A 21871-nucleotide genomic window follows, 5' to 3' on the forward strand; every position below is an offset into this window, starting at 1 on the left:
AAATAGGAGGCGGCTATAAAAATGAAAGAAATTGCTAGGTGGAATTTAGATCGGTTATATTCGTATGAAGATATTATATTCCCAATATTGGAGTTGAAAGAACAATATATAGTGACAAAGGATGTAGAAATTCTTTCAAATCTTATACAAGCTATTGAAAAAGCAGAATACTATTTGTATTGTCGATCGGCTGAAGAAAGTGTTTCATCTGACCTTACTAAATTGACTGTGAAAGTGAAGGAACTAAAAAGTGAAGTACAGCAAGTAATACAACAAAGTAAAGTGGAAACTAGCGATAATACTAGTTTTATAAAAGATGAACTTAATGCGTGGGAACATATGTACATACAATTACGGGATAGGATAGAAATAGAGCACAATAATAAACAATTATCATTTGGACAAGCAAATAATATTGCAATGAATAGTGAGAATGAAAAGGAAAGATTAGAAGTATTCGAGTTACTAACAAGTGCATTAAATAAAGAAAAAGAAATCTTTGCTACTGTATTAAATCAAATAGGAAGATTGCGTAATACAAAGAGTAATGACATAGAAGATAGAGAGATTTTAACACAATCTTTTCATGCGAATGGCATTTCAGAAACTGTATTATTACAAATAAGGAATGTGACAGAAGAAAATCTTGATAAATTAGCAAGTGCTTTAAACGTGTATAAGAAGGGAAAAGATTCAATTACATGGCATGAACTTATGACAGTAAAGGAAAATAATGAGGTTATGATTCCTTTTTCAGTAGCAGTACAAAACGTTTATGATGCATGTAAGAATATAGATGAAGAATTAGCAGAATTTGCACGTAATGCGATAGAAAGTGGATGGGTAGATGCTGAACTGAGGGAGAATAAACCACCGGGCGGGTTTTGTGCTCCATTTTTCAGTGAGAAAGAATCACGAATTTCCATGCGTTATGATGGGAGTATAGATAGTGTAAGAGTGCTCGCTCATGAATTAGGACATGCTTGGCATTTTTATAATATGAGTTTTGAACAATCTACATCTTTTTTAGATGATTCTTTGCCAATGAGTACGGCTGAATCAGCATCTATTTTCTTTGAAACGGTACTCTTAAATTATCTAATTGAAACAACGGATAGTAAAGATATGAAAAAGTCATTGCTTAGCTGGAAAATAAGAAATAGTTTTAATTATGTAATGGCGATACGAGCATCTTTTCAGTTTGAAAAAACATTTTATGAAAAATGTAAAGAAGGTCCTATAAGTGCCGATGAAATTGAGAAATTATCTATAATGGCACAAAAAGAAGCATATGGAAATGCTTTAAGTGAATATCAGCCATTCGTGTGGATGAAATACATTCAATTTTATATTGAAGATGTTCCATTTTATAATTATCCATACACATTTGGCTATTTAGCTAGTTTTAGTTTGTTAGAAATAGCGAAGGAGAACACAAATACATTTCACTTAAAGTATAAAGAATTTCTACGTGAAACAGGAAAGGCTCCAGCAGAAGAGCTCATGAAAAAACACTTTGAAATAGATATAACAAACTATGAATTTTGGAATAAAGCTTTTATTCAAATCTCTAAGGATATTGATGAATATTTGCAGCTTATGTAAGGGGAGAGTATAGTGGATCAGCAGTTTACAAAAGGTATACCTTTTTCAACTTTAGAATATGCAAAATCTATAAGTTTATTAAAAGGTTGGCTACATGAACAACAAGAGAAACCAAGGTTTGTAGTAACTGCAAATCCTGAAATTGTTATGTCTGCAAAGGAAAACACGGAAAAATCAAAGCAGTTTAAAAAGATGTTACTATCTGCGGATTTAATAACAGCGGATGGGATTGGCGTCATAATTGGCTCGAAAATATTAAAAGGAACTTTGAAAGAACGTGTTACTGGAGCAGATTTAACTCGCGATTTAATAAAATATTGTAACGACAATGAATATCGTGTCTTTCTTTTTGGAGCTGCGCCAGAAAGTAATAAAAAAGCATTAGAAAAATTAAATGAGCAGTTTCTGGGAGCACAGTTTAAAGGACAGCATGGATTTGTAAATAGTGAAGAAATAGAAGAAGTAAAAATGAAAATTAAGCAATTCAAGCCACATTTACTACTCGTAGGATTAGGTTCACCAAAACAAGAAGAGTTCATCTATGAAAACATACAAACATTAAACATTCCGCTATCTATTGGTATCGGAGGCATGATTGATATAATATCTGGTACTGTAAAAAGAGCGCCGAAAATAATGAGGGATACTGGAACTGAATGGCTGTATAGGTTACTCTCACAGCCGAAAAGATTGAAGAGGCAACTTGTACTTCCGAAATTTTTATTGTCGGTTATGTTAGAGAGGATGAAAGGGACGCCAAGTTAAGAAAGGACAAGTAAGATGATAGAGCCGTTATCTAATGAAAAAGCTACAATGATTTTTCAAGAATTGAAAGTAGAATGTGAAACTTTATTTGAATTTAAAATTCGAAATGCAATACCTATTCATCGCGGTTGGCTAAATTTGAAGTGGAAACTCGAAACCGATGCAGGGAATTTTGTATTAAAGCAATACAATAAAGAACGGTACAAAATGTATAACTCAGAACTTTTAGTACAAGCATTACAGCAACAGCAAAGATTACGTAATAATGGTGTAAGTTGTCCAAGGGTATTAACTTATAAAAATAATGTAATGCATGTATCAAAAAGTGATGAAAGATTTATAGTATTAGAACATAAAGAAGGTAACTTAGTTTCACCAGGAAAATTGAATCAAAAGGAAATTCACTCTCTTGGTCAGACGATAGGTCATATGCATAACTTGTTAAATGATGGATCTTTAATAAAAGAAGAAAATCCTAAATTTGTTCCACCTACTAAAGAGACAAGATTGAAACATTGGGAAGATAAAAGGAAAGAAGCAGAGGAGCTAGGAAAAGAGCACATTCTCCCATATATAAAATTACAGCAAGATGCAACACAATTGGTAAGTGTAGATCAATTTCATAATAGCAAATGTGGATGGGTGCACCGTGATTTATGGGTAGATAATTTCTTGTTTCATAATGATAAAGTATCAGCAATTCTTGATTTTGATCGCATGGATTATGATTATGTAGAGCTAGATATTGGGCGCGCAATTATATCGTGCGCATTACATGACGGAGTATTAAATAAGAGTCTTGTTGCATCATTCTTAGAAGGGTACCGCAATGAAGTAGACTTTCCAGTAGGGAATATTGTTCGGGCAATTCAAATCCTTTGGTACATGGAGAGTACTTGGTGGGTTCATGCCAATATGGATCAGCATAGTGTACCACCTTCACGCTTTGCAGATGAAATGAATTGGATAGCTGAAAATTATGGTGCACTACATAATATATTGGCCGACTTATAAGGGGAAAAGGAGCCTACATTCATGAACAAAATTGGCATTATCGGAGCAATGCAAATTGAAATAGATTTACTTTTAGAAAAACTAGTTATACAAGAGGAACAGACAGTAGCGGGAATGCCTTTTTATATTGGGAAATTCATGGGAACAGAAGTAATTATTACACGTTCTGGCGTAGGGAAAGTAAATGCAGCTGCATGTGTCCAAACATTAATTCATAAATTTGATGTAGAATCTATCATCAATACAGGCGTTGCTGGCGGATTACATTCAGATGTAAAAGTCGGCGATATAGTTATTTCAACTAACGTTACTCATCATGATGTAAGTAAAACTCAAATGAAAAACTTATTTCCGTTCCGAGAGGAATTTATAGCAAGTAAGGAATTAATAGAGTTAGCACGTGAAGCTTGTAATAATAGTAGTTTCGATATTCAGGCTCATGAAGGAAGAATTGTCAGCGGTGAATGTTTCGTTGAAGATTCAAAATTAAAGGCGAAATTAATAGAGGAATATGCACCTCATTGTACAGAGATGGAAGGCGCAGCAATTGGACATGTCGCCTACATAAATGATATACCGTTTCTCGTTATAAGATGTATTTCCGATAGTGCAGACGATGAGGCCCAAATTTTTTACGATGACTTCGCAAAAACTGCTGCGAATTATTGTTCAGAAATCATTGTTGAGATGCTTAAAAATATAAAGAGTAAAACTTTACTATAGTTCAAAAGGAGAGAATGAGATGTTACAAGCATTAATTTTTGATATGGACGGAACATTATTCCAAACAGATAAAATTTTAGAATTATCGTTAGATGATACTTTCAATCACTTAAGATCACTACAATTATGGGATGCAGTAACACCAATTGATAAGTATCGCGAAATTATGGGTGTACCTCTGCCTAAAGTTTGGGAAGCTTTATTACCGGATCATTCTATTGAAGTAAGAGAACAAACAGATGCATATTTTTTAGAAAGATTAATTGAAAACATAAAAAGCGGAAAAGGTGCTTTATATCCGAACGTAAAAGAAGTATTTACGCATATAAAAGAAAATAATTATTCCATTTACATTGCTAGTAATGGTTTGAAAGAATATTTACAAGCAATCGTAACGTATTATGCTTTAGACAAGTGGGTTACTGAAACGTTTAGTATTGAACAAATACAATCGCTAAATAAAGGTGACTTAGTTAAAAATATTTTAAACAAATATGATATAAAAGAGGCAGCGGTAGTTGGTGACCGGCTATCTGATATAAATGCAGCGAAAGACAACGGTTTACTCGCGATTGGATGCAATTTTGATTTTGCACAAGAAGACGAACTTGCTCAGGCTGATGTAGTAATAGATGATTTAATGGAGTTGAAGGGGATATTGCTTGCTGTACAGAGATAAATAAAGTGTGTGTGCGTTTTTTGCCAAGTCCTGTATGTCTTATTCTATGGAGGGAATATGATTAAAAATAATTTTAAAATTAGTAATATTCCTGCGGTTTTATGGGGAGATAAGAGTGATAAAATTTTTATTGCAGTACATGGAAATATGTCAAATAAGGAAGATACAATTATTAAAATATTAGCTAAAGAAGCCAAACAAAAAGGTTATCAAGTATTAAGCTTTGATTTACCTGAGCATGGAGAAAGAAAAGATGATAATACTCCTTGCAAAGTACAGTTTTGTGTTAGTGAATTATCTATAATTATGAACTATGCAAAAGAACATTGGAAAGAAATAAACGTGTTTGCATGTAGTATGGGAGCGTATTTTAGCCTTTTAGCTTTTCAAAATGATGTGATAGAAAAGGCATTATTTTTATCACCAGTAGTTAATATGGAACGAATTATCGAAAATATGATGAAATGGTTTAATGTAACACCGGAGCTTTTACAAAAAGAAATGACTATAGAGACACCTATTGGTCAAAAGTTATATTGGGATTATTTATGCTATGTAAAAGAGCATCCTATTAGTACATGGAATACAGATACATATATTATGTACGGAGCTAAGGATGAACTGTGTGAACTTGAAACTATTAACTATTTTACCAAAAAACATCGTTGTGAATTAGAAGTTATGGATACGGGTGAACATTACTTTCATACTGAAGAACAGTTAAAGATATTTGAACAGTGGTTACACAAGCATATCAATTAACAAATTATAATTTAACTTATACCTGTTAGAGAAGAATGATGAATTTATAAACTGATATTATATTTGAGAGACATTATAAATGTGAATGTATACACTTAAATAAATTTAAAGAGCCCTACCACACACTAGATTGTAGCAAGACTCTTTATTTTCATAAAAAAATTAATCAACTATATTATCGATTTACATCTGAAGTGAAGAATACGCATACTACAAATTGAATTAAGTAACAATCATAAAAATGCTCAGAATAAATGATTCTCGGGCATTTTTATGTGTTTTCATACTAAGGGGGAGTGAACTTGAAAGATATACATACTCAACAAATAGAAAATTTAATGGAATATGAATTCAGTCATCTCGTTCAAGACAGTAAGAAAGAGGGTTTTAACTTTATAATAAAATTAATAAATGAATATAAAAACAAAATAAATGTATTCAATAAAACTGGAGAATGTTTATATGGTATTTTTCAAGAGGATACGTTAATTGGAGTTGGAGGTTTAAATGAGGACCCGTACACAGAAGACAATAAGATTGGGCGGTTAAGGAGATTTTATATTTCAAGGGATTATCGGCGTATAGGATTAGGGAACGTATTATTAAACCAGCTATTATGTCATGCAGAAAAGTATTTTGAAGTGATTGTTTTACATACTGACACGAAGCAAGGGAATGCGTTTTATACTGCAAATGGATTTGTGAAAGGGGGATTATATAAGGGATCGAGTCACTACAAAGTATTATAGAGGTAGCTACCAAAAGAATAGCTACGGACAGCTATTCTTTTGGTAGATCGCTGATATATATGAAGTTGCGACCGTATATTAAAAAACAACTTTTATAATTTCATTTACCAAATTATTATTATAAAAAAGAGCACCTTAGCTTTTAAAATTCAGCTTAAAAGGTGACTCCTTTTCAGGCAATTATGTTTTAACTTTCATTTGTTTCAATAATAATCCTGGTTTACCCTTTACATAATAAAAATGCGGATTATTTTCATCATCGTAAAGCATAATATAAGGCTTTTCATTTAATGGGAGTAGTATAAGTACTTCGTCTATTGTAGTGTGTAACCATTGATTAGCAATAGAAACGGGCTTAGATAAAGGGATTTTTATCATATAGCCATCTTTCGGAACGACATTTAAGTTTTTAAATGGACCAGTTATTGCTTTAGCGTATTGAGCCGCTTCTTTTTGTATTACTGGATCTAAAGATTGTTTTTGAATGACCATTTCTTTTTGACAATCAAATACTTCAATTTGTTGATTTTTATTTGCGAACGCATTTGTTGATAATAGAAATAAAAAAAGAGAAATGACCCCGATTTTTTTTATCATAATACAACACCTCACCATTACTATTCCCTCAAAAGTTTTAAATATTTTTCTGTCACATTCGTGTAACAAAGATGTTATATGATACAATTGGTTTTTGTTTACAAGCAATGGAGGAAAAAATATGAAAGTTTTAATTGCAGATGACGAACAAGATATGTTAAGGATTTTAAAAGCTTATTTTGAAAAAGAAGGCTTCGAAGTTTTTTTAGCAAAAGACGGAGAGGAAGCACTTCAAATATTTTATGATGAAAAAATTGATTTAGCTATTTTGGATTGGATGATGCCGAAACATAGTGGTATTACTGTCTGTCAGGAAATGAAAAAGAATTCAAGCGTAAAAGTATTAATGCTTACGGCGAAAAGTGAAAGCGAAGATGAATTAGCAGCGCTTCAAAGTGGGGCAGATGAGTACGTAAAAAAACCATTTCATCCAGGAGTACTAATTACGCGAGCGAAAAAACTTATTCAGCATGATAATGTAATTCAAATACAAGATATAAAGATAAATTTTGCAAAAAATAAAGTATATAAAAATGATGTAGAGTTAGATATTACAAAAACAGAGCTAGAATTAATAAAGTGCTTTTTAAATCATAAAGGCATGATTTTAACTCGTAAAAAATTGTTAGACATTGTATGGGGATTTGACTATTTTGGAGAAGAGAGAACTGTTGATACACATGTAAGAAGGCTGCGTAAAAAAATTGGAGAAAATATTATAAAGACACATCGCGGTTTAGGGTATAGTTTGGAGGAACAAAGTGAATAAACTTGGAAAAAAGCTATTTCTCAGCATTTCTTTAACCGTTATTCTTATATTTACAATTTCTTTATTATTAATTAACTATCTCTTGCCGAAATATAATATTTACAAAACACGTGAGAACTTAAATGAATTTACAACCCAAATACAAAATGCATCAGTCAATGATTTAGAAGATGTTATTCATATAATTGAAAGTGAAAATAACGTTACAATTGCGTATACGCCAATTAATCAGTCAGAAGATGATATGAACGACGCGTTACGCATGCAACTTACGAAAAAGAAAGTAACGTTAAATAAATTATGGATAACGAAAGATGAAGTCGCGAAAGTGAAAACGGAAGGGCAGTCGAATAAACTATATGATCAAGAGAAGTTAAAAGCGAGCTTTTTCGCAAAATATATTGCGAAAGATAATATGATAATCTTAATGGGGACTTCCATTGCACATTCAAATGAAATAATAAAAACATTGAATACATTTTATTTATATATTGTATGCTTCTCCCTCCTTCTCATTATTTTACTTGTGTGGATACTTTCAAAAATAATAACGACTCCACTGAAAGAACTAAGTGATGTAGCTCAGGATATTTCGCGCCTGAAGTTTAAAAAAACGAAAGTGAAAACAAATGATGAAATAGGCGACTTAGCCAATAGTATCAATATCATGAGTGAAAAACTACATGAAGCACATCAAGATTTAACCAATCGTAATGAACATTTAAAACGATTTATGGGTGATGTGACACATGAATTAAAAACACCAATTTCCTTAGTAAAAGCATATTCTATGGGAATAAAGGATGGTTTAGATGATGGTACATACGTAGATACAATCATTAAACAAACAGATCACATATCAAACTTAATTGAAGAGTTATTACGATTTTCTAAACTGGAAAGAGATATTTTACAAAAAGAATCATTCCCTATAGAACCACTAGTCCAAAGTATAATAGATAAGCATAAGATTGAACTGGATTCGAAAGAAATTAACTTGCAAGTGAACTATAATGTTGATGATGCAATCATTTATGCAGATTTAAATAAAATGAGAATGGTGTTTCAAAACTTGATTTCTAATGCGATAAAATATACAGCAAATCAAAATATAAAAATTATTTTAGAAGATAGAAATGAAAGTGTAAATTTTCTAATTCAAAATGGTATTGATGCTGAACGAATTAAAGATATCGATAAAATTTGGGAACCTTTTTACGTCTTAGAGTCTTCGCGAAGTAAAGATAAATCAGGTACAGGATTAGGATTAGCGATAGTTAAAAGTATTTTAGAAAGACATGATTTTGACTATGGAGTTTCCTCTACAGATGGAGAAATTCAATTTTATATAAATATGAAAAAGGACTAATGAAAATATTAGTCCTTTTTGCATTTTCAAAATTTAGCAAAAATAGATAAATCACCACAATTTTCAAAGTTGAGGGATTACATGGAGAATTAGCAAACATCCTACTTCAATTAAATTCACGTGAAGTTCACAGGGTAACGTTATATTTATATAGTTATATTTGAATCAAATGAAACGAGGTATTAAGATTTGAAAAGAAAGAAAATAGTAATTGGTAGCATTTTAATGGGGATGACGTTATCTTTATCTGCATGTGGTTCATCAGAAAATATTGTAACTACAAAATCAGGAAGTATTTCAGAAAGTGATTTTAACAAAAAATTAAAAGAAAACTACGGTAAACAGAATCTATCTGAAATGGTAGTAGAGAAAGTATTAAATGATAAATATAAAGTTACTGATGAAGAGGTAACGAAACAACTAAAAGAATTAAAAGATAAGATGGGCGATAACTTTAATACATATATGGAATCAAATGGTGTGAAAAATGAAGACCAGCTGAAAGAGAAATTAAAGCTTACTTTTGCTTTTGAAAAAGCAATAAAAGCAACTGTGACTGAAAAAGAAATTAAAGATCACTATAAACCAAAACTTGAAGCAAGCCATATTTTAGTGAAAGGTGAAAAGACAGCAATAGAAATTAAAGAAAAACTGAACAATGGTGAAGATTTCGCAGCATTAGCTAAACAATATTCAGAGGATCCAGGTTCTAAAGAAAAAGGTGGAGATTTATCTGAATTTGGACCTGGTATGATGGTGAAAGAATTTGAGGATGCTGCGTATAAGTTAGAAGTTGGTCAAGTGAGTGAACCTGTTAAATCTTCTTTCGGATATCATATTATTAAGCTAACGGGTAAAAAAGAGCTTAAACCGTATGCGGAAGAAAAAGAGAATATTCGTAAAGAGTTAGAACAGCAACGTATACAAGATCCTCAATTCCATCAACAAGTTACTAGAGATTTACTTAAAAATGCTGACATAAAGGTAACTGATAAAGATTTGAAAGATACCTTTAAAGAGCTAGAAAAATAATAAATGTAAGGCAATCGATAGAAATATTGGTTGTCTTTTTCTGTATGTATAAGCAAAGAGTGAGTGGAAAAAATACTTTCGCATTTGTATTGAATTTTACTTAGTAAGAAGTATCTAAGTTTCTCAACTTTTATATAAAATTAAAACTGAATTTTCAGTTATTTTGTTATATAGTAAAAGAGAACAATTATGGGGAGGGAACATTTTGAGTAAAAAGAAAATAGCAATTACACTTTCGGCAATGTTATCTGCAACACTTATACCTAGTTTTACAATGGACGTGCATGCAGAGAAGAAGGAAGAGACAAACAACACGAAAATTGAATTAGAAAATGGAATAACAAAACCAATTTATTCGCTTGATGAAGCAATTATTGAAAATTTGTTTGTAGAGACGGAAGTAGATAGTGATCGAGATGGCAAAAAAGACCGAGTATCAGTAAAAGTCATGCGTCCAAAAACAGATCCTAATGTAAAAGTTCCAGTTATATATGAAATGAGTCCATATCGATCTGGCTTAAAAGATGTTCCTGTATATAATGTAGATGAAGAATTGTATGCGTATGAAGGTAAACCGTATGGAGCTGTTAATCTTGGTTCGTACGGAAATTATTATGTGCCAAGGGGTTATGCTGTTATTTTAGGTGAAAGTATTGGAACTGGAAAATCAGATGGATGTCCGACTACTGGCGACGAACAAGAGATATTAGGGACGAAATCTGTTATTGATTGGGTAAACGGGCGTGCGAAGGCATATACAGAAGATGGGAAAGAAGTAAATGCTAACTGGTCTACTGGAAATGTAGGTATGACAGGGGTCTCTTATAATGGTACGTTACCAAATGCTGTTGCGACGACAGGTGTTGAAGGGTTAAAAACGATTATCCCAATCGCAGCGATTAGTAGTTGGTATGATTATTATCGTGCGAATGGTGCGGTTATTGCTCCAGGTGGGTATCAAGGGGAAGATACAGATAATATGGCAGAAGCAGTATTGACAAGAAAGAATCCAGAAGTTTGTGGTCCGATAATTAAAGAACTCACTGCTGGACAAGACCGGAAAACAGGTAATTATAATGATTTTTGGGATAAACGTAATTATGTAAAAGATGCTAAAAATGTAAAAGCGAGTGTATTTGTCGTTCATGGTTTAAACGATTGGAATGTTAAAACGAAACAGTTTTCACAATGGTGGGAAGCACTTGGAGAAAATAATGTCCCTCGTAAAATGTGGCTACACCAAGGTGGTCATGGTGGAACGTCAACGAATGACTGGCAAAAAACACAAAATAAATGGTTTGATTATTGGTTATACGGAATTGAAAATGGAATTATGGATGAGCCAATGGTTGATGTACAACGTGAAAATAAAACATGGGAAAAATTAAAAAACTGGCCGGATCCAGCGGCTGTGCCATCAAAAATTCGCATGTATTTAAGTAATAAAGCAGTAAATTTACCATTAAGTATGGGGTCTGTTAATAAAGTGTTTTCATTCGTAGATGACGCGAAAATGAAATCAAACCAATTAGTAGCAAATCCAGAATTAGAAGTAGCGAATCGATTAGTATATACAATGCCTGTACTTCAAAAAGATACACGCATAAGTGGTACACCAAAGATTTCAATTAAAGGAAATATTGATCGATCTGTATCAAATTTAACTGCTTTACTCGTTGATTATGGAGGAACGAAGCCAGAAATTGTAACGAGAGGCTGGATGGATCCACAAAACTTAAATAATATAGAAAATTCAACAGCACTTCAACCAGGCAAAGATTATACATTTACATGGGACATGTAGCCGGATGATTATGTGTTTAAAGCAGGGCATCAGATCGGGGTTGTTTTACTCGCTAGTGACTATGATTATACAATTAGACCGAAAGCGGGCACGAAGCTTACAGTGAAATTAAGTGAAGTAACATTACCGATTGTGAAATAAATGATTTTTACAAAGAGCTTACTAAAGTAGGCTCTTCGATTTGTAGTCTGAATTTTTAATTTTTATATTTAAAATTGGAAGGTTATGTAATACAATATCATTATATTCTATGGAAAGCGAGTGATATATTATGACAGTCAGCTCTTTCAAATACTCATTAAAATTAGAGGTACAGGAAGATTAGTCGAATTGAAATCTTCCGTACGTAAAAACGGAGGAGAAAATAAATGTTTAGTTTTTATAGTACACTTTGTACAGAACTGTATGATTACACAAAACCTGTTGGCTATTCTTTAAATGGTGATATTGAGTATTACCGAGAACGTTTAAAAAATTGTAGTGGAAGAATTCTCGAAGCAGCAGTAGGATCGGGGCGTGTCATTATTCCATTTCTTGAAGCGGGTTTTAAAGTTGATGGGATAGATTATTCACCTGAAATGCTAGATTCTTGCCGTAAGCGATGTAAAGAGAGGGGCCTACATCCTAATTTATATGAAGGAAGCTTACAACAATTCTCACTTCCGCATAAGTATGAGGCGATTATCATTCCTACAGGATCCTTTTGTTTAATTGAGAATCGTGATGATTCAATAAACGCTTTGAAATGCTTTTATGAACATCTTAATCCAGGTGGTTGTTTAATTGTAGATCTTATACTCCCATATAACTGGAAGACGGGTGAAATTCAAACATCGACTTTCTCTTTGCCAAGCGGAGAAGGGATTACATTAGAAAATAAATCAATTGAAATAGATTGGCTGAACCAAGTTACTGTATCATATTTGAAATATGAAAAGTGGAGTAAAGGGCAGCTAGTACAAACAGAACTGCAACGTTTTGCAATGCGCTGGCATGGAATAGCAGAATTTAAACTCCTTTTAGAAACTATAGGTTTCTCTAATATTACTTGTTCTGCTGACTATGTTTATGAAAACGAACCATCAAATGCAAATCAAATGATTACCTTTGAAGCTGTACGAAAAGAATAGAACTGAAACTATGAATAAAGATAAGGCAATCGATACGAAATCGGCTGCCTTATTTTTTATTTAAAGATAAGTTTCGATTATAAATTACTTAAATATTGTTACGTTTTTATTGTCCAAGCATTCTTCGGCTAACTACATATACTATTTATGTTAAAGGCAGTCGCTATTTTAAATAGAACTGCTATTTTATTATAAATAATTTTTTAGAGAAGTAGGAGGGATGACTTTGGAAAACGAAGAACAAGGTAGAATTGAAAATCAAGTGTATTCAAATCGTGTAGTAAGATCAGAATTTGATGCGAATTGGGAAACTTGTATATCAAAGAGTGGTTATGTAATTTATGTCGCAACAAGTAATAATGCTGAAGTAATAGTACTTCTTGCAGACGGTTCAAGTAAATTATTAATTTTCGAACAAGGCGGTAAAGTAGTAGTAGGTGGCGGTGGAACAAGTCATTACAGTAAGCCACATATTGCAAGAAATATTTAAGGTAGAACATGTTAATTGAGAAGAAGTAGGAAAACGGTTAGTTATTCATGTTTAGAGCATGATAGACGAACCGTTTTAATTTGTTTAAATAATAGTTTACAAATACATAGGGATGGCTAGGGGAATTAGAAGAATATTGGATGGATACGAAAAATAATGTAGGTTGGGAAGAATCATATAAGTAATATAAAAAAGCATTTCCGTTTCGGGAAAGACTATTTCTATGTTATAGTATAATAGTGTTTTTAGATGGTGTTATTTTAATATACTTCTAATTTTGTTGTGTATTATTTTTATATTAAATTAGCACCTAAAGTATTTTTTTATATAAGGAGTAATAATTAGAGAAATGAAAAATATAGATTTTATATTAGAAAGTGATGAAACATTAAAGCCATCTGAACGATTAGTACTATTATTACTGGAAAAGCATAGAATGTTATATACAAACGATCTATTGGCATTATCTAATTTATCATATAAAACATTAACTGATTCATTAACTGCGCTTGTTTTAAAATCGTATGTGTTAAAGGAAACAGGTAAGGGTAGAAGGCAGAATTGCTATAGATTAGTATGATAAGGCAGCTGACTTAGAGAGTTTACATATAACTTTTTCAATTGTAAGGGTAAAACAAATTTTTGTTTTCAAACGAAAAACCTAACATGAGAGGCACTTGAATAGTAGTATTTCATTTTTGTAAATGTAATTATTTCGTTGTAGAAAATAGGAAAATAAAATAAACTGCATAAAAAGGAAATAAAAAAACAATCCGTTCTAAAAGCGGATTGTTTTTTTATTGGAATAATATTATTTGATATGTTGCAAGCATCAATAGCAGAATAACAATTACCTGATTTAGTGACGACTATATAGATATTTTTCCGATTACTTTTTCAGTAATGTTAATGAAATTATGGTCTTCATTGTTTAAGCGCCATATTCTTAACATCAGTGCTTCTCCGTATTAAGTAAAAAGTAAAATGTAATATTGTTATGTTAACTGTGGAATTTGAAAGGAAAATGTAATAATTAATAGAACATGTTGAAGGAGATACTTAAATATTTTGAAGGATGGGAGATTATAATGGAACACTTACAATCAATAGAACAAGCTGTTATAAGTGGTAATAAGGAAAAAGTAGTGGAGGTTATAAAGACGAGTCCAAGTATGGTTAACGAATGTAGCAAAGATGGCTGGACACCACTTCATTTAGCAGCTTATTTTGGGCAGAAAGAAATAACAAGTTTTCTTTTAGAAAGCGGTGCAGATATACATAGTAGAGCAAAAAACGAAAATGAAAATACACCTTTGCAAGCGGCAATTGCGAACAAGCAAAGTGAACTTGTCGCTTTCTTAATTGAAAAAGGTTCAGATGTAAATGTTGTGCAAAGTGGTGGTTGGACAGGACTCCACGAAGCAGCATTATTAGGAAATGAAGAAATAATTATGTTACTTCTTAAAAATGGAGCTAATAAGATGATTAAGAAAAATGATGGGAAAACAGCGTATGATATTGCATTAGAAAAAGGATATGATCACCTTTTACATCATTTGAAACAGGAAGTGAACATATGATGAATAAATGGAGTGTTGGTATATTTTTATTCAATGATGTAGAAGTGTTAGACTTTGCAGGGCCATTTGAGGTTTTTTCTGTAACTGAGGTGAATGAGGAAAAAACATTTACTGTTTATATAGTTAGTGAGAATGGGGAAATGATTACAGCAAGGAACGGATTAAAGGTACAGCCAGATTATAGTATTGAAAGTTTACCGCCAGTTGATATTTTAATAATTCCGGGTGGTCTAGGTGCTAGGGAATATGAAATGAAAAATGAAATAGTAATAAAATGGATTCGTCAGCAAATGAAAGAAGTAAAGTTGATGACTTCGGTTTGTACAGGAGCACTATTACTCGCGAAAGCAGGTTTACTGGAAGGTTTAAAAGCAACAACACATTGGGCTAGTATTGAAAACTTTAAAAATGAGTTTCAAAATGTTGAAGTTATAGAAAATGTAAAGTTTGTAGATGAAGGACATATTATAACATCTGCCGGAATTTCAGCTGGAATTAACATGTCATTTCATATTGTAAAAAACTTGTTAGGTGTGCATGTTGCAGAGGAAACAGCGAAGCGAATGGAGTATGATATTAATTTACAAAATTAAAAAGCCCGGGCTGGGCTTTTTATATTGAATGAATATAGCTAAGCTCTTCATGACTCAAAATAGGGCGAACAGACGCATTTGCATTTTCTTGTGCTTGCGTTCCTGTTTTTGCACCAGGAATTACAACACTTACTGCTGGATGAGAGAGTACATAACGAAGTGCAAGTTGCCCTAGGGTCTGACTTTTATTTGAGAGCAACCGAAGTTTCTCTACTTTTTGTAAGTCTTCTTGAAACCAAGTCTCATTTGGCCAATCTTTGCGTAAATCTCCATCTGGAAAGATTGTTTTATTTGTGAATTTTCCAGTTAAAATGCCCATTTTTAATGGACCACGAATAACAGCTCCTAAATTTTTCTCTTGCAAGAATGGTAATATATCTTTTTCTGGTTTTCGATTTAATATATTGTAATCAAGTTGTACGATATCAATTTCGTCGTTTTTATTGAAATGATGAATGTATTGTAAATCATGAGTCGAAACTCCGATCGCTCTTACTTTTCCATCACGTTTTAATATGTCAAATGCACGTAAAAACGCTTCTGTTTCTCTACGACTATGCCACCAAATATGACAAAAATAAAGATCAATATAATCTGTTTGGAGACGTTGTAAACTTGTTTCAAATACGGCGATGATTTTTTCGGGAGTATCATATACAGGAACTCCATTAGGATCGTAGTGATGTCCGATTAAACCACCTTTCGTTGATAGGATAATATCATTACGATGTCCTTTAATTGCGGTAGCCACCAATTTTTCACTATGTCCTAAACCATACACATCCGCAGTATCAATAAAATTCACACCACACTCAATTGCTTTTTTCATAGCGGTTATAGATTGTTTATCGTTCACAGGTCCCCATTCATCACCACCGATTGCCCATGCCCCAAAACCTATTTCAGAAACAGTTATTCCAGTTTTACCTAATGTACGGTAATGCATATTTCCCTCCTTGTAAGCATGTTATAACATGGATATGTAGGGAAGGATTTTTGTGTGTAAAAAAACTCTGCTACAATAGTAGAAAAAGAATTACAGAAACTACTATTTTATAGCAGCATGTATAAAAAAAATCGGTGTAAATATGGAAATGTCGTCGAATGCTATCTTTAATTGGTTAATTTATGGGATATTTTTGTGAAGGAGTTTATTTTATAAGAATAGAATTTAGTTTAATAAGAAAACGTGCCGATGGTAGTGAAAAATATGGGTTAGGGGGATTTGAATGAGGAAACTCAAACGAGTAAATGTTCCTAATATACCAGAGCAATTATCACAACCTAGTGACAAGCGTAGGGTAAATAAAAAGAAGTTAAGGCGACTTATTTTAATGGTCCTTTTTATTGCGGCAACTACTTTGTACGTTCAATATATTTTAACGAAACAACAAGAAATAATTGATAAAAAGAAAGATACGATTATGGATCAAAAGAAACAATTAGTATCTTTAAAGAAAGATAAAGGTTCTTTAAAGACTAACATAGAAAATCTAACAGACGATGAAGAAGAAATTTTGAAGTTTGCGAGAAAAGAGTATCAATTTTCTAAGTCAAATGAAACTATATTTGTGATGCCAAAGAAATGAAAAAACAGTTAGCTATGGCTAACTGTTTTTTCATGTTTAAATGTCATGGTACAAGGAACAATCACATATTGTAAAAATGAAGAGTTTGAGATATTTTCACAAGTATGGAATATACACCGAAATAAATATTGTTAAAATTCTGTTAATTATATTATAATACAAGGTAAGCGGATACATTTTTTAATCAACGTTGAGTTCATCGCTCATACGACTATTAAGAAACCCGTTATCCTCGTATAAGAAAGGAAGGTAGCTGTGTACGCTTCAAATACAATTTATGTCGTAGGAGATGCGAAAGCACCTCAAAATAATCCCATTACTGAAAAGTTTAAAAGCTATTTCGTAGCATTTGTTCTTGTTAAGGATACAGGGGAAATTGTAGATGCAGATTGCTCAGCGACAATTGCATTAACATCTCAATTTGTTAAATATTTATTTTTACATAAAAATATAAATGACCCAGCGTTAGTAATGGAAGTGAAGAACCGTTATTTCGGTTCATCCCAAAAGGCGTTACTTGTAGCGCTAAAAGATGCACAGAAAAAATATAATCAGATTGCTGCTTTGTCTACTCAATCATAGACAAAATCCAGCCGTAAGAATCATTCTTATGGCTGGATTTTTTTATTCCACATTAAAGTCCTACATCAAAAGCAAAGTAGAGAGATAGGAGAGTAACTACCCAATGGATTTAACTAATAATCTGTGGGTATACATCTCCGGTGGATTAAGGTTTCACTTCACTGGACAACGAAAGGATGAACAAAATGAAAATTACAGATGTAAAAGTAAATCGTAGACATGTAAAACTTCATACACCGTTTAAAACTGCGCTTCGGACCGTAACAGAAATTGAAAGTATAGATGTTTATATTCATACAGACGAAGGAGTGATCGGTAAGGGGGCTGCAGCAGCAACGCCAGTTATTACGGGTGATTTCACCAGCGGAATGGAAGAAGCGATTTTAGGACCGATGCGTTCCTGTTTAATTGGTCAAGATATCATTCAGTTTCAGCAGCTACTACAGCGCATTCAAATGAGTTGTATTAGAAATTCAAGTGCGAAAGCAGCGGTAGATATTGCTGTATATGACGTGTATTGCCAATATCAAAATGTGCCGTTATATGCATTGTTAGGCGGGAAGAAAGAAATTCATACCGATATTACAGTGAGTGTGGATGAGCCTTTATTAATGGCAAAAGAAGCGAAGAAACATATAGAAAAAGGATTTCAAACATTAAAGATTAAAGTGGGTAAAGAGGCGCATTTAGACTTGGAACGTATTGAGGCAATTCGAAATGCGGTACCAAAAAATACGACGTTACGTTTAGATGCGAATCAAGGGTGGAGTCCAAAAGAAGCGGTCTTTATCATTAAAGAGATGGAAAATCGTAATTTAAATATAGAATTCATTGAACAACCAGTACACGCGAAAGATTGGGATGGGTTAAAGTACGTTAAAGATCGTGTGCAAACACCAATTATGGCCGATGAAAGTATATTTTCAGCAAGAGATGCATTAAAGCTCGTTCAAGGAAGATATGCAGACTTAATTAATATTAAATTAATGAAATGTGGTGGCATACGTGAAGCATGGCGTATTGCAGATATAGCAGAAACAGCTGGTGTGAAATGTATGGTGGGCAGCATGATGGAATCTTCAGTTTCCGTTAGCGCTGTTGCGCATTTAGCGGCAGCTCATCCTAATATTCATTACTTTGATCTTGATGCACCACTGTGGTTAATGGAAGAGCCTGAAAGAATGACATATTCTGGTTCAAAGGTAAACCTTCAATCGACAGTGAATAGTAAGTCTTAGGAGAAGAGACTAGTAAACTATCTTTTAAGGGGGATATATATGAAAAAAGTAGGAACTGCATTTTTAACAACTTTATTTATATTTTCATCGTTTACATCGGCAAATGCTGCAGAAAAGAAGGATAATAAAGCATTTATAGATGTATCTGCCGCAACGTTATGGACAGCACCTGATTCATTAAGATCAATCGATACACCGAGCGCAACAAATCCAGTAGATCTATGGAAATGGACGAAATCAATGACACTTGACGAGAAACTATGGTTAACAAATGCAAATAAATTAGAAACACAAGCGCTACTCGGTCAAGAAGTAACTGTTATTGATAAGAAAGGCGAATGGGTGAAGGTACTAGTACATGGACAGCCAACACCACGAAATGAAGAAGGTTACCCGGGCTGGATGCCTGAAAAACAATTAACATATAATCAAGAATTTGCAGATAAAACAAATGAACCTTTTGTGTTAATAACAAAGCCAACAGCAATTTTATATATAAATCCTTCTGAAAAACATAAATCACTTGAAGTCAGTTATAATACAAGACTGCCGCTATTAAGTGAAGATACAATTTCATATCGTGTGTTGTTGCCAAATGGTCAGAAAGCATGGTTACGAAAACATGATGGAACTGTTTATCGTTCTCAAACTGAGATTCCAAAACCGACTGCCGATGATTTAATTAACACAGGGAAAATGTTTTTAGGTTTACCATATATATGGGCAGGAACAAGTGGTTTTGGATTTGATTGCTCTGGCTTCACGCATACGATCTATAAATCGCACGGCATTACAATTCCACGAGATTCTGGACCGCAATCAAGAGCAGGGGTTGCAGTTGATAAAGAAAATCTACAAAAAGGAGATTTAATTTTCTTTGCACATGATCAAGGGAAAGGTAGTGTCCATCACGTTGCAATGTATATTGGTGATGGCAATATGATTCACTCACCAAGAGCTGAAAGGTCGGTAGAGATTATACCGCTAAATACACCAGGATATATAGAAGAATACGCTGGTGCTCGTCGTTACTTACCTTAAAAATAGAGGGGGTTTTTAAATGAAAAAAGTTGTTCGTTACTCATTAGTTAGTACTCTATTAGTTTCTTCATTTTTAGTTGGTTGCGCAAAAGAAAAAACTGCAACAAAGCCGAAAGATGAGAAGAAAGTATTACAGTTACTAGAAACGGGTGAAATTCCGTCGTTAAATTCAGGGAAAGTAACAGATGCGGTCTCGTTTAACGTTTTAAATAACGTAATGGAAGGATTATTCCGACTATCGAAAAATGATGAAGTAATTGAAGCCGGCGCACAAAAATATGAAGTGAGTAAAGATGGAAAGACATATACATTCCGATTGCGTGATGCGAAATGGTCTAATGGAGATCCAGTAACCGCTCATGATTACGTATACGCTTGGAAGCAATTGATTAATCCAGATACCGCTTCTCAATATGCATACATTGCATACGATGTGAAAAATGCTGAGAAGATAAATAAAAAACAACTAGGTCTAGATGAATTAGGAGTAAAAGCGACGGATGATAAAACATTCGTCGTAGAGCTAGAACATCCTGTACCGTATTTTACGAAACTATTAATTTTACCATCCTTCTATCCAATTAACGAAAAATATGCGAAAGAACAAGGTGATAAATACGGATTAGAAGCAAATAAAGCGGTATATAATGGACCGTTTACATTATCAGAATGGAAGCATGAAGCTAGTTTTACAATGAAGAAAAATGATAAGTATTGGGATAAAAAAGAAGTGAAGTTAGATGAAGTAAACTATCAAATTGTTAAAGAAATTTCAACTGCGGTAAATTTATATGAAACAGATAAAGTTGATAGAGCTGTTATTTCCACAGAATTCGTAGATAAATATAAAAATAATAAAGAGTTAAAACAATATACAGATCCAGTTATGTACTTCTTCCGATTTAATGAAAATGTACCAATTCTTAAAAATAAAAATGCACGTCTTGCGCTAAGTACAGTTTTTGATAAGAAGGGACTCGCGGATTCATTTTTAAATGACGGCTCGGTTGTAGCGAACTATTACGTACCAAAAGGATTTTTAAAAGGCCCAGATAAGAAAGACTTTAGAAGTACGGCTGGTGAGTTTAATAAGACAGACGTAAAACAGGCGAAGGAATATTGGGAAAAAGCGAAACAAGAGACAGGTACAAATGAAGTGACGTTAGAATTATTAAACTATGACTTAGAAAACTTTAAAAAAGTTGGAGAGTACATTAAAGAGCAGCTTGAGAAAAACTTACCAGGCTTAAAAGTGAATGTGAAATTGCAACCACATACGCAAAAATTAGCGCTAGAGAAGAAGAAAGAATATGAAATGTCGTTATCACGCTGGTTACCGGATTATCCAGATCCCATGACTTACTTAGAAGTATTCCTTTCTGGAAGTAGCGTCAATAATACAGAATATGCAAACCCAGAATATGATGCGTTAATTAAGAAGATTAAAACAGGATTAGGTAATGATGAAAAGGCTCGCTGGACAGCAATGCAAGATGCTGAAAAAATACTACTTGATGATGCAGTAATTGCACCGGTATTCCAGCGCGGATTATCTTACTTACAAAAACCATATGTGAAAGATTTATATGTACATCAATTCGGTCCAGCTACAAGTTTAAAATGGGCAGATGTACAAAAATAAAGTGACGGAGAAACAGACTTCACGTATGTGATAGTCTGTTTTTTTGTACAGTTCGCAATAAAACATAGACATTTCATATGTTTTTTCACGACTTAAAAATAAAATTATTACTAAAATT

The 21871-nt window shown here is 32.9% G+C and carries 22 protein-coding genes and 1 pseudogene; 21 read left to right on the forward strand and 2 right to left on the reverse strand.

The genetic code is table 11. The annotated features are described in order from the left end of the window. The first annotated feature begins 21 nt into the window (after window positions 1-21). From COK05_RS16835 to COK05_RS16860, 7 genes are all read left to right on the forward strand, one after another. Window positions 22-1605: a M3 family metallopeptidase gene (locus COK05_RS16835; RefSeq protein WP_098613477.1), complete on the forward strand. Its 1584-nt coding sequence runs from the start codon at window positions 22-24 to the stop codon at window positions 1603-1605. Between the two features lie 12 nt (window positions 1606-1617). Then, window positions 1618-2370, forward strand: coding sequence for a WecB/TagA/CpsF family glycosyltransferase (locus COK05_RS16840; protein ID WP_098613478.1), 753 nt, complete (start codon window positions 1618-1620; stop codon window positions 2368-2370). Window positions 2371-2385: 15 nt separating this feature from the next. After that, complete coding sequence (locus tag COK05_RS16845) at window positions 2386-3384, forward strand: phosphotransferase (RefSeq protein ID WP_098613479.1); 999 nt, start codon at window positions 2386-2388, stop codon at window positions 3382-3384. A gap of 21 nt (window positions 3385-3405) precedes the next feature. After that, window positions 3406-4107: a 5'-methylthioadenosine/adenosylhomocysteine nucleosidase gene (locus COK05_RS31040; RefSeq protein ID WP_141539133.1), complete on the forward strand. Its 702-nt coding sequence runs from the start codon at window positions 3406-3408 to the stop codon at window positions 4105-4107. Window positions 4108-4126: 19 nt separating this feature from the next. Further along, window positions 4127-4786, forward strand: coding sequence for an HAD hydrolase-like protein (locus COK05_RS31045; RefSeq protein ID WP_141539134.1), 660 nt, complete (start codon window positions 4127-4129; stop codon window positions 4784-4786). A gap of 57 nt (window positions 4787-4843) precedes the next feature. Further along, on the forward strand, window positions 4844-5548 hold the full coding sequence (locus COK05_RS16855) for an alpha/beta hydrolase (protein ID WP_141539135.1): 705 nt from the start codon (window positions 4844-4846) through the stop codon (window positions 5546-5548). A gap of 302 nt (window positions 5549-5850) precedes the next feature. Then, window positions 5851-6297, forward strand: a complete 447-nt coding sequence (locus COK05_RS16860; RefSeq protein ID WP_141539136.1) for a GNAT family N-acetyltransferase — start codon at window positions 5851-5853, stop codon at window positions 6295-6297. Between the two features lie 180 nt (window positions 6298-6477). Here COK05_RS16860 and COK05_RS16865 read toward each other — a convergent pair whose 3' ends face one another. Continuing rightward, on the reverse strand, window positions 6478-6894 hold the full coding sequence (locus tag COK05_RS16865; RefSeq protein WP_098613482.1) for a hypothetical protein: 417 nt from the start codon (window positions 6892-6894) through the stop codon (window positions 6478-6480). A 121-nt stretch (window positions 6895-7015) separates the two neighbouring features. Between COK05_RS16865 and COK05_RS16870 the strand changes: the two genes are divergently transcribed. The 9 genes and pseudogenes from COK05_RS16870 (at window position 7016) to COK05_RS16910 (ending at window position 15661) form a co-directional block, all read left to right on the forward strand. Further along, on the forward strand, window positions 7016-7663 hold the full coding sequence (locus COK05_RS16870) for a response regulator transcription factor (RefSeq protein ID WP_098613483.1): 648 nt from the start codon (window positions 7016-7018) through the stop codon (window positions 7661-7663). Then, window positions 7656-9032, forward strand: coding sequence for a sensor histidine kinase (locus COK05_RS16875; protein ID WP_098613484.1), 1377 nt, complete (start codon window positions 7656-7658; stop codon window positions 9030-9032). Before COK05_RS16870 ends, COK05_RS16875 begins: the two co-directional genes overlap by 8 nt. Window positions 9033-9221: 189 nt before the next feature. Further along, the gene (locus COK05_RS16880) at window positions 9222-10064 is read left to right on the forward strand and encodes a peptidylprolyl isomerase PrsA (protein ID WP_098613485.1); all 843 of its coding nucleotides are present in this window, start codon (window positions 9222-9224) and stop codon (window positions 10062-10064) included. A 205-nt stretch (window positions 10065-10269) separates the two neighbouring features. After that, window positions 10270-12009 (forward strand): annotated as a pseudogene (locus COK05_RS16885) (Xaa-Pro dipeptidyl-peptidase). 227 nt (window positions 12010-12236) lie between these two features. Beyond that, window positions 12237-12998, forward strand: a complete 762-nt coding sequence (locus COK05_RS16890) for a class I SAM-dependent methyltransferase (protein ID WP_098613486.1) — start codon at window positions 12237-12239, stop codon at window positions 12996-12998. A 226-nt stretch (window positions 12999-13224) separates the two neighbouring features. Further along, complete coding sequence (locus COK05_RS16895) at window positions 13225-13488, forward strand: hypothetical protein (RefSeq protein ID WP_098613487.1); 264 nt, start codon at window positions 13225-13227, stop codon at window positions 13486-13488. Window positions 13489-13837: 349 nt separating this feature from the next. Then, complete coding sequence (locus COK05_RS16900; protein WP_000789036.1) at window positions 13838-14068, forward strand: hypothetical protein; 231 nt, start codon at window positions 13838-13840, stop codon at window positions 14066-14068. Window positions 14069-14576: 508 nt separating this feature from the next. Further along, entirely contained in the window at window positions 14577-15068 is a 492-nt protein-coding gene (locus COK05_RS16905) for an ankyrin repeat domain-containing protein (protein ID WP_141539137.1), read from the forward strand. Next, window positions 15065-15661, forward strand: a complete 597-nt coding sequence (locus COK05_RS16910; protein WP_098613488.1) for a DJ-1/PfpI family protein — start codon at window positions 15065-15067, stop codon at window positions 15659-15661. Before COK05_RS16905 ends, COK05_RS16910 begins: the two co-directional genes overlap by 4 nt. Before the next feature lie 19 nt (window positions 15662-15680). Here COK05_RS16910 and COK05_RS16915 read toward each other — a convergent pair whose 3' ends face one another. Beyond that, window positions 15681-16607, reverse strand: coding sequence for an aldo/keto reductase (locus COK05_RS16915; RefSeq protein ID WP_098613489.1), 927 nt, complete (start codon window positions 16605-16607; stop codon window positions 15681-15683). A 283-nt stretch (window positions 16608-16890) separates the two neighbouring features. On the opposite strand from COK05_RS16915, the gene COK05_RS16920 reads away from it, so the two are divergent. The 5 genes from COK05_RS16920 to COK05_RS16940 all read left to right on the forward strand — a co-directional run bounded on the left by COK05_RS16920 (window position 16891) and on the right by COK05_RS16940 (window position 21753). Beyond that, window positions 16891-17250 carry an FtsB family cell division protein gene (locus tag COK05_RS16920; RefSeq protein WP_098613490.1) on the forward strand — a complete coding sequence of 120 codons (360 nt, stop codon included), beginning with the start codon at window positions 16891-16893 and terminating at the stop codon, window positions 17248-17250. A 255-nt stretch (window positions 17251-17505) separates the two neighbouring features. Further along, on the forward strand, window positions 17506-17832 hold the full coding sequence (locus COK05_RS16925; protein WP_000271322.1) for a DUF3870 domain-containing protein: 327 nt from the start codon (window positions 17506-17508) through the stop codon (window positions 17830-17832). 176 nt (window positions 17833-18008) lie between these two features. After that, window positions 18009-19070, forward strand: a complete 1062-nt coding sequence (locus tag COK05_RS16930; RefSeq protein WP_141539138.1) for a dipeptide epimerase — start codon at window positions 18009-18011, stop codon at window positions 19068-19070. 39 nt (window positions 19071-19109) lie between these two features. Then, window positions 19110-20111 (forward strand): C40 family peptidase, encoded by a 1002-nt coding sequence (locus COK05_RS16935; RefSeq protein WP_098613492.1) that lies wholly within the window; start codon window positions 19110-19112, stop codon window positions 20109-20111. A gap of 19 nt (window positions 20112-20130) precedes the next feature. Next, on the forward strand, window positions 20131-21753 hold the full coding sequence (locus tag COK05_RS16940; protein ID WP_098613493.1) for a peptide ABC transporter substrate-binding protein: 1623 nt from the start codon (window positions 20131-20133) through the stop codon (window positions 21751-21753). Window positions 21754-21871 lie beyond the last annotated feature (118 nt).

Origin of the sequence: Bacillus cereus, from assembly GCF_002567495.1 — a bacterium.
GTDB lineage: Bacteria > Bacillota > Bacilli > Bacillales > Bacillaceae_G > Bacillus_A > Bacillus_A cereus_AQ.

Coding starts and splice junctions, on each gene's coding strand:
- COK05_RS16835 (WP_098613477.1), top strand. CDS start 22: ATGAAAGAAATTGCTAGGTGGAATTTAGATCGGTTATATTCGTATGAA.
- COK05_RS16845 (WP_098613479.1), top strand. CDS start 2,386: ATGATAGAGCCGTTATCTAATGAAAAAGCTACAATGATTTTTCAAGAA.
- COK05_RS31040 (WP_141539133.1), top strand. CDS start 3,406: ATGAACAAAATTGGCATTATCGGAGCAATGCAAATTGAAATAGATTTA.
- COK05_RS31045 (WP_141539134.1), top strand. CDS start 4,127: ATGTTACAAGCATTAATTTTTGATATGGACGGAACATTATTCCAAACA.
- COK05_RS16855 (WP_141539135.1), top strand. CDS start 4,844: ATGATTAAAAATAATTTTAAAATTAGTAATATTCCTGCGGTTTTATGG.
- COK05_RS16865 (WP_098613482.1), bottom strand. CDS start 6,894: ATGATAAAAAAAATCGGGGTCATTTCTCTTTTTTTATTTCTATTATCA.
- COK05_RS16870 (WP_098613483.1), top strand. CDS start 7,016: ATGAAAGTTTTAATTGCAGATGACGAACAAGATATGTTAAGGATTTTA.
- COK05_RS16890 (WP_098613486.1), top strand. CDS start 12,237: ATGTTTAGTTTTTATAGTACACTTTGTACAGAACTGTATGATTACACA.
- COK05_RS16900 (WP_000789036.1), top strand. CDS start 13,838: ATGAAAAATATAGATTTTATATTAGAAAGTGATGAAACATTAAAGCCA.
- COK05_RS16905 (WP_141539137.1), top strand. CDS start 14,577: ATGGAACACTTACAATCAATAGAACAAGCTGTTATAAGTGGTAATAAG.
- COK05_RS16910 (WP_098613488.1), top strand. CDS start 15,065: ATGATGAATAAATGGAGTGTTGGTATATTTTTATTCAATGATGTAGAA.
- COK05_RS16915 (WP_098613489.1), bottom strand. CDS start 16,607: ATGCATTACCGTACATTAGGTAAAACTGGAATAACTGTTTCTGAAATA.
- COK05_RS16920 (WP_098613490.1), top strand. CDS start 16,891: ATGAGGAAACTCAAACGAGTAAATGTTCCTAATATACCAGAGCAATTA.
- COK05_RS16930 (WP_141539138.1), top strand. CDS start 18,009: ATGAACAAAATGAAAATTACAGATGTAAAAGTAAATCGTAGACATGTA.
- COK05_RS16935 (WP_098613492.1), top strand. CDS start 19,110: ATGAAAAAAGTAGGAACTGCATTTTTAACAACTTTATTTATATTTTCA.
- COK05_RS16940 (WP_098613493.1), top strand. CDS start 20,131: ATGAAAAAAGTTGTTCGTTACTCATTAGTTAGTACTCTATTAGTTTCT.